Source organism: Agriterribacter humi (genome assembly GCF_009192765.1).
Lineage (GTDB): Bacteria > Bacteroidota > Bacteroidia > Chitinophagales > Chitinophagaceae > Agriterribacter > Agriterribacter humi.
In genome coordinates this window covers 388,202-401,045 of sequence record NZ_VOHQ01000002.1, presented here as the reverse complement: position 1 = coordinate 401,045, position 12,844 = coordinate 388,202, and the positions used below count along the sequence as shown (strand labels likewise).

Below are 12,844 nucleotides of genomic sequence, written 5' to 3'. Positions count from 1 at the left end.
TTTATTTAAGCCAGGCTATCTTTTCATAAACCAAATTCTTTCCCGATCATCAATGTATCCTGTCCCAGTGCAGGCGCTCCCTTGTCCGATTTTAAAGCTTCTCCATCCACACGAACAGGGCACCTCGTAGTTTTTATATTTTTGTTTCCTGAATACACCATTTGTTCCATATCCAGCACGTTGTAGCCATCGCTTTTTAATAACGTATCATAATCAAAAACATCCGAACACCATATATCTGCAGGCTCAAGAATATGCAACCATTCTTTTGTTTTCTTTGTAAGCAAATGCTCTTTCAATATCAATTTTATTTCATCTCTTTTATCAAACCATTCAGTGGGCTCATTGTATTTGTATAGCAAATCACATTGCAAAAGCTGGCCCAACAAAGTAATAGAACCCATTGCCAATGCAATATATCCATCTGCTGTTTGATATATTCCATAGGGTGCTGCAATGTATGCGTGACCGTTATTAACGGCGCTGCGTTCGGGCAATGCATAACCATCATTCAGGAAGCAGGTCAGCACTTCAAACTGAAAATCCAATAAACTTTCCAGCATGCTTACCTGCACCAATGATCCTTCCCCTGAATTAAAGCGGCTAAACAACGCGGCAAGGATGCCCTGAACCAGGTGTGTGCCTGCCAGTATATCGCCGGCAGCCACGCCCATAGGTGTGGGCTGGTCGGCCTCGTTACCGCTTAAATAGGCAATGCCCGAAACCGACTGCAATAAAAGATCCTGCCCGGGGAATCCTTTCCATTCTCCTTTTTCGCCATATCCGCTGATCTCTGCATAGATAAGGGTCGGGTTTATTTCCTTAACTGCTTCGTATCCCAATCCCACTCTTTGCATAACACCGGGACGAAAATTGTGAATAAGAATATCTGCTTTCTTAATCAATTTCTTTATTTTTTCCAATTCATCTTCATCTTTGATATCCGCGACAAAGCTTTCTTTATTGCGATTGATAGCATGAAATATCGTAGACTCAGCTCCATCTATCTTTACATCCGACACATATAAGGTGCGGCAGATATCTCCAATAACAGGTCGTTCTATTTTAATTACCCTCGCTCCCATATCGGAGAGGCGTAAGCTTGCATAAGGTCCGGATAAAAATTGGCTGAAATCCAATACCAGTATATCTTCTAAGAGTTTACTCATATTTTAACGACAATGCGGCTTTGATGTGTTCTGTATGCTGTCCAACCTGCGGCGCCGGTTTACCAGAAAGAAATATCTGGCCATTTATACGAACGGGACAGCGGGTAGTTGTGATTTCTATATCGTCTAAATGTATCTGCTGTTCCATCTCCAATATCTTATATCCCTGCTTTTCTTTTAATTCCTGCCAGTTTAAAACGGGCATCACCCACAAGTCAAGCGGTTGCGTTTTTTTTAGCCAGGATGTTGTTGTACCTGTAAGCAGATGAGTGCTGATGACGGCTTTTATCTCATCTCTTTTCTTAAAGGTGTCCTCTTCTTCAAACTGAGTCAATGCTTCACAATCAATTGCGGCATTTAGTTTTTGAAGCGGCATCATGGCTATTGCAATGTAGCCGTCCTGTGTTTTATAAATACCATAAGGCGCACTCAGCAATGAATGACCATTACTGATGGCAGAACGTTTGTGCTGACGCTTACTCTGAAAATAGGTAGTAAAAAATTCAAACTGAAAATCAATCAACGTTTCCATGAGGCTCAACTGCAGCAACGCCCCCTGTCCTGTTTTCTTTTTGCGAATGAGCGCACCTAGTATAAACTGAACGGCCTGGTTACCGCACAAATAATCACCAATCCCCAGTCCGAATGGAAGCGGGTTATCATGATAATTTCCGGTGGAATGCGTAAGGCCGGACAATGATTGAATGAGCAGATCCTGCCCTGGTTTATTTTTCCATGGGCCGTGGTTTCCATAACCGGAAATTTCTGTGTAAACAATACCCGGATTTATTTCCTTTACCGATTCGTAATGCAATCCTTTTTTTTCCATAACGCCGGGCCTGAAATTATGCGTGATCACATCTGCCTGGCCGATCAGCCGTTTTATCCATTGCATATCCTGCGGATCACCGAGATCGGCTGTAAAACTTTCTTTATTGCGGTTAATGGTATGAAACAACAGTGAACTTTCATCGGCCCATAAATTTTTGATCGCCAGTTTTCTACCAGCTTCTCCCTTTTGCGGACGTTCAATTTTAATTACATGCGCTCCAAGGTCCGCCAGGCGAAGTCCTGCGCAGGGTCCGGATAAATATTGACTGAATTCCAATACAACAATGCCCTTTAACGGTAAATGCATAATTGTGTTTTAATAGATTATACGTATCAATCATCGCAGAGCGAAACGTTCTCACGGTTCCAGTATAATGTTTTCTCCCGGTGATGTTTTGATCTCAATTATTTCTGACTCAATTTTCTTACTGCCATCCTCATTGCTAAGCGTTCCTTTTTTACCCCATGGAGATACGATCTTTAATGTGCCGCCTTTTTCACTGTGAATGCTTACCTGTCTTATTTCTCCTCCTTTAAGTGTTGCGCTTACGAGAAAAGCACCTACTGCGCGTAAGTTTTGGAACTGTGCGTCTTTTGCTTTATCCCAGTTTGGGAAAAGCCTGATCGTTCCATTATAACTCTGCATCAGACATTCATTAATTACTACAGGTAACGCAAAGTTTTCGAACCATATTCCCATAGCCCCCATATAATCATATTTTGTATGGTCTTTATATCGGCCATGTACCTGCATTACTTTATCTGTTGCCGTGCCATTGGGCAATAAAGAATACTTTACCTGTCTTTTAAACCTTTCTACATCCAGCAAGCCAATACGGGCAGCCTGCAAATTGATAAATACCAAATCGTTTCCCCCTTCATTTTGCTGATTATAAAATGTATTTTTCAATAATTGCTTGGTAGTGTCGTCTGAATGCAGGCCGTGATCCTCTCCGGGAAATACCGTCATCAGCGGCGATGGAACATTGTATACAACCTGGTCGTGCTCTTCGGGAACAGATACCAGCACTTCACCATATTTTTTTGAAATGGCGGTAGGATAATCCGGGAAGTTAGCGAGTATATCTTTTACATCATTTAAAATTGCCTGGTCTGTAGCTTCTGTTTTAAGCACAGCTACCATTTCTTCAAAAGCTTTGAATACAAATTTTGTCAGGGTTAAATCTACTGTACAATCGTAATTGTATTTGAAGCCGGGCCGCAAGGCATATAATTCTGGTGGTATGGTAGGAAAGATATGGTACTTGTTGTCCTTCCAGCGGGCGCCGCACCGTGCCTCAGGTCTTTTCATATATGCTACTAAAAATTCAACCGCTTCTTTTATAGGTGTATAGGCTCTTGTCTTTAAAAAAACAGTGTCGGCAGAATACAGATAATGCCACCAGAGTCCCTGAACCGACCAGGGTGTTTCACAAATCTCCCAGCCCCAATGCGGAACAGGATAGGGATTCATTGTCATATCTACCGGGTAGGCAGAATGCGGGAAATAGGCGCCGGGAAGTTTGTAATAGTCCCGGGCCCATATCCGGCTTACATCCATTAATGATTCGATGAGATTTACATAGGGAATATTTTTTTCGAGATGATTGCTTGAAAAAGTCATCCAGAATGGCTGCTGTGTATTGTAGTTCATGTGATAATCACCATGCCATGCAGTACCAATTTTATTGTAGCTCCAGTTGGCAAACAGCCCGGGCGTTGTTACACCATCTTTTGCCGCACAGTTAAAAAAATATAGATTCCGGTACCATATTTCTTCGAGGAAATCATCACTCAAACTTACACCAGACTTTGCCCAGTACGTTTTCCATGATTCATCGGCTGCTATCCTGGATTTACTGTATGATGCCGCATCCGGTTTTTGCGAATGCAGTTCAACGGGTACCTCAGTATTTAATCCTTCTGTTAAAGATACGCTTGCCATAAACTCATTTCCTTCTTCCAGGGCGGCCTCCAGGTTCTGCATTTCTTCATTATTACCATCCCAGTTTATCCTGCTTGTTTTTGTTAAAGGGAGATTACTCGTTGCCGTTAGCCGGAATGCCTTATCTTTCGGATGCCCTTTTTGAACATCGTATACGTCCGGTTCCTGATAGGGCAACACCTGCCTGAAGGAAAGCGTACCATCATTCAGCGATTCATCACTGGCATATTTCGGAAACTCCGAAGGGGTGGAAGGGTCCGGCATTACCTTCATTCGTTTAAAAATATTGGGAACCTTTTTCCCTTCATCATCCACCAGTTGCATCCACAATTTATCTTCCTGCATATCGGTGAACAACTGTAGCTTTATTTTCTTTTTGTCGGCATCCAGCAAGTATACTTCGCACAGACCATTTGAAATATTGAGGGAATGACCTAACAATTCTGCGTCTCTTCTGTCAAATCCCAGCAATACAGAACCACAGGGAAAAGGTCGTGGATAGGGTTGCCGGTAGTTTTCCTGGGCCATGGCGCTGTACTTTTTATACCAGGGGTCGTCTGTAAGCACTTTTAAGGTGTCGGATATTTTGCTCACTTTGCCGAATACATAATCAAAAGTGCCTATCTCTTTTTTGTTTTTTTCGGCAATGCGTATATCCCAAACATTATTATGTCCAAAATAAAGCATAACCCCATCAGGCCTTGTAGTTACAACCACACCCATTCCCCCGTTGCCCAGTAAAGCACCCTCAAAAAAATCAACTGCGGGCTTGTCATAATGCAGCGTATGTTTTTTTGCAAGGTTAAATGAAGAAAGGTCGTTGATTGGCGGTTTGTCATTGTTGCAGAAAAATCCTAAAAAACACAGTACAGGTAAAAGTAAAAAAGGCTTTTTCATTATCATTATTTAGGTACAGGAGGCATTGAGGAAAAGTGTACAGTGGCTTTTACTATTGGTCACTAATATTTTTATTAGATAGTAAAAACCACTGCCACATCAAATAAATCACACGATCAATATAATAACATTGAATTTTAAAACTTAATAATTGGGATTCTGCTCCAGGTTTTCATTAACATCTATTTCACTTTGTGGGAAGGGAAACACATAATGTTTAGCAGGATTGAATGCACGATGAACACCCCCCGGATCAACCAGGGAAGGAATATAGGTTTCAGCTAATTTCCACCGTTTGATATCTCCGTATCTTAATCCTTCCAATCCAAATTCAACTCTTCTCTCATTCCAAATGCGCGTTCTCATTTGTTCCTTAGTTAATCCTGAAGGGATAGGCGGCATGTCAATACCTGGTCTTGCGCGAACAGCATTTATAGCATCATATACAGAGGCATCAGGACCACTCAATTCATTTTTAGCTTCAGCATAATTCAATAAAACTTCAGCATATCTTAATAAGACCCAATCCTGTTCGCTTTTGGTTGAATAATCAACTGGCAGTGCTTCAACATTACATAGCTTAGAAGGTTCATAACCAGTTGATGAAGCACCATTATAAGCATATGGTACAACTTTACCGGAAGCCTGAACTGCAGGATCGGAAAACAATTTCACTGTTAATAACATTCTGGGGTCACGATTCAATTTGAAATTATCAGGGTGATATAAAGGTGATGTAGTAATTGGCAAACCGTCTGTACACTCAAATGCATCTACTAATTCCTGACGCGGATTTAGGATTCCATGCCACTCTAACCTAATATCCTGCTGAGAATAATTATCAGGATTTAGAAACTTGACCGAGAACATGATTTCCGGATTGTTTGTTTGACCTGCTGCCAGAAACAAGTTCTGGAAGTCGTTATAGAGACTGAACTTACCATCAGCTATAACCTGATTAGCGGCATCTGCCGCTCCGGCCCAATCCCCCTGGTATAGCAACACTCTGGATTTAAGCGCTAACGCGGAGCCTTTTACGGCATGCCCTTTACTGCTATATTCAGTATTAGGCAGATTTGCAATGGCGCCATCCAAATCAGAGAGTACCTGCGCAACAACCTCTGCCTTTGTACTTTGCTTAACTTTTGCTTCCTCTGTAGTAACAGGATTGGTATAAAGTGGCACTCCACCATAAAAATCTGAAAGCTCAAAATAGAATAATGCCCTTAAAAAAAGAACCTCCCCTTTGTATTGTGCCTTAATCGCATCAGTTATAGGAACATTGTCAATATTTGCGAGGAAAAGATTACATGAAGCAATACCCTGATATGACTGATTATAAATATTGTTTACCAAGCCGCCTGAAGTTGATTCTATTGTTCCCTGCGCAAGTACGCCTGTGGAACTGGTACCTAAACTTTGGCTTCCTTCATTTGCATCTCCGGCTAAAATGTCTAATGCTATCTTGCCTTCAAATATAAAACTTGAAACATTAAGGCGGGAATAGCATCCGGCTAAAGCCAGATCAGCATCGTTCTGTGTCTTCCAAAAGGTAGGGCTGGAAATCTGGTCAAGGGGATTCTTATCCAGGAATTTTTTACACGACCCAAAACACAATATCAGAATTCCAATGATGGAACTGTTAATTATAATATTTTTTATATACCTATTCATGGAGTTATAGTTTATTATTTAAAGTTTAACCTTAATTCCAAAAGTGTAAATCGTTATTTGCGGATAAGAGGTAAACCAACCATTATTGGCCTTTTCGGGATCAGCTCCCGGATACTTCGTGAAAGTTAAAAGGTTGTCACCAGATACATAAACACGGAGATCCTGTAATCCGATTTTTTGAGTATATCTTTTTGGAATATCATATCCAATGGATAGATTTTTTAACCGCAGATAGGATGCATCGTACAACCAATAAGTGTTGGTAGTACCTGTTACCGGCCCATATCCGGAAATATACATGGCCGGATTCTTATTGGTTGAACCTTCCCCTGTCCACATATTCTCAATAAAATCAGTTGTTGGAGGACTACCCTGTATAAATGGCACTGCCCCCCATGTTAATCCCTGGGCAGAAATCTTTTGCCCCTGAACACCCTGAAAGAATGCGCTTAAATCGAAGTTTTTCCAGGTGAGGTTGATGCTGCCTCCATAAATGAATTTAGGATAAGCACCAGGAATAACAACACGATCTTTGGAGTCAATAATATTATCACCATTCTGATCTTTGTATTTCAAGTCACCCGGTTTGGGATTAAATTGTTGCTTTGGTGATTTGTCAATTTCATCCTGATTCTGAAATATTCCAATCCATTCAATCATATATAAAGAATTAAAGGGCAATCCCTCCTGAATTGTAGTATTCCCGTAAGAGGGAGCTAAAATTCTAAGTACCTCATTCTTAACCGAAGAAAAATTCAAAGAGACATTATATCCAAAGTCGCCTATTTGTTTGCCATGTCCCACTTCAATCTCATACCCTGTATTTTTCATTTTGCCATAATTAACTGTTGGAGGAGATAATCCTATGCTGGCAGGTACAGGCACCTGGTAAAGTATGTCATCGGTAACTTTGTTAAACCAGTCGAATGTGGCAGTAAACAATCCTCCCTTTACGCTGAGGTCTATACCAAAATCGGTCATAGTAGTTGTCTCCCATTTCAAGGATGGATCCACCATTCGGCTATTAATTACTCCCGGGTAAGCACTGGAAAATGGATAGGAGGTTGTATTTAAAACTGCCTGATACGGGTAATTTCCCACATTCTGATTACCTAATTGTCCCCATGAACCTCTAAGTTTTAGGTTTTGAATCCAACTGACATTTTTCATAAATGACTCCTCTGAAACTCTCCAACCGGCAGATAAAGAGGGGAAGAATCCCCATCGGTTTGCAGAGGCAATCCTGGATGTTCCATCGTACCTGGCATTTGCTTCAAACAGATACTTACTTTTGAAATCATAGGTAACCCGACCGAAAAAAGATTGAATACCCCACTCATTGGCTGTGCCCGAAGTAGTTTGTCCCAAGGATGAGCCTGCGTTAAGTTCTTCCAGACCATCAGTGGGAAAAGTAACTTTAGTTCCTCCCAATTGCCTGTAGAAATTGTATTCCTGATTGTAGCCTACCAATACATTCACATTATGAATATCACTAAAAACATTATGATAATTTAATGTTGAATAATAGGTTGCCAACATGTTTTGGTAGTAGCTGTCTTGTACCCCAAGCCGCTGTGGAGAATTGTTATGGGCAAAACTACCATCGTTGAAATAGTAGTTATTTACTGCAATTTCATGGTTTTTACTAAAGTCATCATCAAAAGCAATTGCCCCTTTAGTATACCATGTTAAATTCTTAGCCAGTTTTATATTTGTATAAATTTGCGGAACAACATTGTAGTGGTTTTGTTTAAAGCTTCCGCTTACGTCTTGTGCCTCTGGATTTCTAACTGTCCATTCTCCTATAGCTGAACTATATCTTGCCACATACCCGGTTGTGCCGTCGGGTAGTGTCATAGTAGGGGTATAGTTTGGCGCAGATCCATAAATATCAAGAATTGAATAGCCTACTGTGTTATCCCAGGTGGAAGTCCTTATGTTCTTTTTCACAAACTGAATTTGACCGCCCAAAGTGAGCCAGTCTTTCACTTTGGTTTCAACCGACACGAGTAAATTATATTTTTGATAATCATAGATGCTGATAATCCCACCCTGATCCAAATATCCAAGAGACAGATTAAACGTTGTCTTTTCATTTCCTCCTCTAACACTTAAATAATGATTTTGAACAGTTGCAGTGCGGAAACTTTCGTCAATCCAGTTATAATTCGGGTAATGAACCGGATCATTTGGATGGCTCCTGTATGCTTCAATTTCCGCCTCAGTAAAATAGGGAAGGAATCCAGCCCTGATCCTGCCTTCATTCCAATACATCATGTAATCAGCAGAATTAGACAATAATTTGGGCAACCGGGTCGCCTTTTGAGCCTGAACATTACCACTATATTCAACGGAAATGAGTCCTGACTTCCCTTTCTTTGTGGTAATCAGGATTACGCCGTTTGCTGCACGGGCGCCATAAATGGAGCTGGAGGCTGCATCTTTCAATACTGAAACGGATTCTACATCATTGGGATCTAAATTATTAATGTCTCCCGTAATTCCATCAATTAACACCAACGGACTGCTTCCAGCACTACTAAATGTGCCGGTACCACGAATTCTTAAAGTGTTATTCTCCATTCCCGGCTTTCCTTCGGCCTGGGAAACCTGAAGTCCGGCAACTTTTCCCTGTAACAGGTTCGAGACGTTCGATACTGGCCGTTTATTGAGTTCCACGGATCCTACCGTAGAGATGGCGCCTGTTAAATTAACTTTTTTCTGCGTACCATAGCCCACTACTACCACCTGGTCCAGCTCCGAATATTCCTTATCCAGGGATACATTGTAATTCAGCCCGGCACCTACTGTTATTTCTTTTTCCGCATACCCTATCGCGCTGATTACAAGTACATCATTGGCTCCCGCCTCAATAGCAAATTTGCCTGAAAGATCGGTTTGCACCCCGCCAGGTTTACCTTTAATCTTTACAGTGGCTCCTGCAAGAGGCACCCCGTCCTGGTCCTTTACTGTACCGCTGATTTTGCTTTGCCTGATTCCTTCCGGAGCCATTTCACCGCGAAAAACAGTTCCCTGCACGGAACTATTAAAAAGAAGTATTAAAAAGAGCGCTCCTGAATACATACCCGCTCTTGTGAAGATGGAATGCATGGCATGTCCATGTGTACATGTAGTTCTGGTTACAAGCATACAGTTAGATTGTTTGATTTAAAATCGGAAATTATAAATGACCAATCAAACCTAACTATAAAACCTTCTTTTTTAGTTGCGATTCTTATTGAGTTAGTAAAGTATTTTACCATACCTTTAAAATTAACCATCAAAAGGATATTTATATTGCTTTATGTAATCATCCCATTCGTATCCCTTTAAAAGCAGGCTATTCTTATAAAACCCACATAGCCGTTATTTACAAATAAGATTCAATAACTTAACATCAACGATTGTTATGAAGCCTGAACTCATTGTAGATGCTCCTATTATTGGTGAGAAAAAAATTTGGGTGAAAAAAATTTATAAACCTCATTTCGATCACCCCTTTCATTTTCATAAATTATGTGAGCTTACCTGGATTGAAAACGGGCATGGCAAACTGATCATCGGCGATTTTGTAGGGAACTTTGCAGAAGGAGAACTGATCCTTGCCAGCCCGGAACTGCCACACATATGGCAATGCGACCCGGTATATTATAAAAAGAAAAAAAAAATGTATACAAAAGCAATCGGGCTTTATTTTCCACTTGAATTTATAAACAGGGTTACCGATGATACAGCAAGTGTCAGTTTATACAATGATTTAATGCACAGGGCAGAAAGAGGTTTAAGATTTCATGGACAAACAAGGCTGAAAATAATTGAAAAGGTAAAAGAAGTAGCACAATGCGGCGGGTTGGTTCAACTGGGCACGTTTCTTCAGATCATTGATATGTTATCCAAATCAAAAGAATCTATTGCATTAGCCAGCATTGGCTACAAGAGTTCAACAAATGAAAACGATATGGAACGATTTAATGATGTTTACCAGTTTTTGCTCAGGAATTTCAGCAGGGATATCATGCTGGAGGAAGTTGCCCGTATATGCAATATGACTCCCAATGCTTTTTGCCGGTATTTTAAACAAAAAACACAAAAAACGTTTACCCGCTTTTTAAATGAAATAAGAATCGGCCATGCCCGGAAATTATTGCAGAATGAAAATTATTCTATAAAAGATATTTGTTACGAGTGTGGTTATAATAATCCCGTAAATTTTTTCTCCTTTTTTAAGCAGATCACCGGGCAAACGCCCAAAGCCTTCCGGCAAAATATGAAATAAAATATTGATAATTTTTTTTTAATGCTGCCACTCATTCCGGACATTCGTCTATTATTTTGTGTGCTGGTCTACTATTTTTCTGCTTCATTTCCTATTCTCTTAATATTGCTACCAGAGATTAGTCAGGTATTTTTCATTTAAAAATTTATATTATGAAACCTATAATCAAAGAAGCGATAATCAAGATGTTCGCGCTGATTACACTATCCTTCACTGTATTCAGTTTCACAACAAAGCTTGGATTAGACAGTTACGAGATATATCTCAACAACAAGCTCATCCTGAAGCAGTCGGTGAACCAGCCTTTGAGTTTAAGAATACTGCAACTGGGCAAGGCAAATGACAACGATCAACTGCGCATCAATTACAAACATTGCACTTTAGAGGGTGCCGGTACCGGCAGGACCATTGTATTAAAAGATGAAAAGGGAAATACATTGAAGAAATGGGCGTTTACCAATGCCAGCGGCTCCGATTTAAGTATGGTAATCCCGGTAAAAGAGCTGCTGCAATTGGAAAAGAATAACGCTGATCATGAGCTCAGTCTTCAATATACCGCACGGGAGCTTCCCAAAGGTGAGACGCTTGCATTTCTTCGTGTTAAATGATGATTCTGTAAATCTGGAAATGAAAATAGGGCTGTCTTAAAAGGGCAGCCTTTCTTAGCAAATGCAATTTCATTTGCTGGATTCAATTATTTTTTAAGATAAGATTCCAGCATTTAGCCTCTTTACCATATTCGGTTCGTTATTTTTTATCTATGTGGAGTTAGCAAATGAGGCAGCAATTAAATGCGTTTATAATGCCAAGAACCATTCAATTGATTGCTTCTTTGCTCAACAAAAAAGCTCCATAAAAATGGAGCCCGTGAGTTGTGACCAAAACCTCGATTATAACTAACCAAATTTATGACTGTATACTGATCCCGGCAATAAGAATAAATACTAAAAATAATTGTTGTAAGGCATTATGGTTTGTTCAGAATATCCTTAATTTTTGACCAATGAATTAGGAGACTATCCGCTAATCTAAGCATTCGGCGATGTCATCGAAATTTGATTAAAAAAGATAAAGTGCCTGTGGTGTGGCATCCCAATCAGCGGAAATGAGAACAAGCGATGCGGTTCGCCTGGCCATAAGAATCTTATCACAATGCCAGGCGAAAGAAAGAGACGGGACAAACCGGCAAGATCATTACGATTTTAAAGAACAATCGCTGTACGGTGGAAGCGTTACTGGAAGGAAAAGAAGTGAAAAGTGTGAAAGAACAAGCCTTACCGGACAACGGTTTTGTATTTCGTTATCATACCCATAACCGGATAAACCAGGGCGATCAGAAAGCATATATATTTTGCTTTGAATACGGTAATATTGCAAAGAAAACGGTGGTACACCATCGTAAAGGGGACTATCTGAGGATAATGATTTTTACTCCGCTTCGTTTCTGAAGCTACCTGTTATACTTTTGGGACAAGCCGCAGATGCAGCAGGCATTGAAGTTTATGCGGTAGCGGTATTATAAAAAGACGATACAAAAACAACACAAATAAAGCATCATATGCAAAAGACGACTACTTTTCTAATGTTTGTGGGAGACAACTTCGGTAAAGCGGAAGAAGCAATACAATTTTACACCTCACTTTTTCCTAACTCGGAAATAAAAAAGATTGACTATTTCAAAGAAGGAGAACCAGGTGGTAAAGAAGGAGCTGTGAAACACGCTACTTTCACAATTGACAAACAGGAATATATGGCAATTGATAGCCTGGGACACGACTTTACCTTTACACCCTCAGTCTCCATCTATGTGCATTGCGATAATGAAGATGAGATTAATAACCTTTATTCGGAGCTATTAGACGGGGGAAAAGCAATGATGCCTATTGGCGATTATGGATTTAGTAAGAAATTTGCCTGGCTTGCTGACAAATACGGACTTTCGTGGCAGCTAAATTTTGGCACTTTAAGTTTCTGACATGCCTACTGTGGATGCATCCGATGTTGATTGAATACAAGCAAGTTTCGATTGGAAAAGCAGCCGTATTAAAAATG

Annotated in this window: 9 protein-coding genes; 4 read left to right on the top strand and 5 right to left on the bottom strand. The window is 40.3% G+C overall.

Features of this window, described 5'->3' with window-relative positions; genetic code table 11:
* Positions 1 to 23: 23 nt before the first annotated feature.
* The 5 genes from FRX45_RS04770 to FRX45_RS04750 form a co-directional block, all read right to left on the bottom strand.
* The gene (locus tag FRX45_RS04770) at positions 24 to 1,169 is read right to left on the bottom strand and encodes a CaiB/BaiF CoA transferase family protein (RefSeq protein ID WP_152267258.1); all 1,146 of its coding nucleotides are present in this window, start codon (positions 1,167 to 1,169) and stop codon (positions 24 to 26) included.
* On the bottom strand, positions 1,162 to 2,307 hold the full coding sequence (locus tag FRX45_RS04765; RefSeq protein WP_152267257.1) for a CaiB/BaiF CoA transferase family protein: 1,146 nt from the start codon (positions 2,305 to 2,307) through the stop codon (positions 1,162 to 1,164). Before FRX45_RS04765 ends, FRX45_RS04770 begins: the two co-directional genes overlap by 8 nt.
* A 51-nt stretch (positions 2,308 to 2,358) precedes the next feature.
* The gene (locus FRX45_RS04760; protein ID WP_152267256.1) at positions 2,359 to 4,842 is read right to left on the bottom strand and encodes a glycosyl hydrolase family 95 catalytic domain-containing protein; all 2,484 of its coding nucleotides are present in this window, start codon (positions 4,840 to 4,842) and stop codon (positions 2,359 to 2,361) included.
* Between the two features lie 144 nt (positions 4,843 to 4,986).
* Positions 4,987 to 6,516: a RagB/SusD family nutrient uptake outer membrane protein gene (locus tag FRX45_RS04755; RefSeq protein WP_152267255.1), complete on the bottom strand. Its 1,530-nt coding sequence runs from the start codon at positions 6,514 to 6,516 to the stop codon at positions 4,987 to 4,989.
* 18 nt (positions 6,517 to 6,534) lie between these two features.
* Entirely contained in the window at positions 6,535 to 9,666 is a 3,132-nt protein-coding gene (locus tag FRX45_RS04750) for a SusC/RagA family TonB-linked outer membrane protein (protein WP_152267254.1), read from the bottom strand.
* A gap of 259 nt (positions 9,667 to 9,925) precedes the next feature.
* Here FRX45_RS04750 and FRX45_RS04745 point away from each other — a divergent pair, with 259 nt between their 5' ends.
* The 4 genes from FRX45_RS04745 to FRX45_RS04730 all read left to right on the top strand — a co-directional run bounded on the left by FRX45_RS04745 (position 9,926) and on the right by FRX45_RS04730 (position 12,767).
* On the top strand, positions 9,926 to 10,792 hold the full coding sequence (locus tag FRX45_RS04745; protein ID WP_152267253.1) for an AraC family transcriptional regulator: 867 nt from the start codon (positions 9,926 to 9,928) through the stop codon (positions 10,790 to 10,792).
* Between the two features lie 152 nt (positions 10,793 to 10,944).
* On the top strand, positions 10,945 to 11,400 hold the full coding sequence (locus FRX45_RS04740) for a hypothetical protein (RefSeq protein WP_152267252.1): 456 nt from the start codon (positions 10,945 to 10,947) through the stop codon (positions 11,398 to 11,400).
* Between the two features lie 615 nt (positions 11,401 to 12,015).
* Positions 12,016 to 12,240, top strand: coding sequence for a hypothetical protein (locus FRX45_RS04735; RefSeq protein WP_152267251.1), 225 nt, complete (start codon positions 12,016 to 12,018; stop codon positions 12,238 to 12,240).
* Between the two features lie 110 nt (positions 12,241 to 12,350).
* Complete coding sequence (locus tag FRX45_RS04730) at positions 12,351 to 12,767, top strand: VOC family protein (protein WP_226804956.1); 417 nt, start codon at positions 12,351 to 12,353, stop codon at positions 12,765 to 12,767.
* Positions 12,768 to 12,844 lie beyond the last annotated feature (77 nt).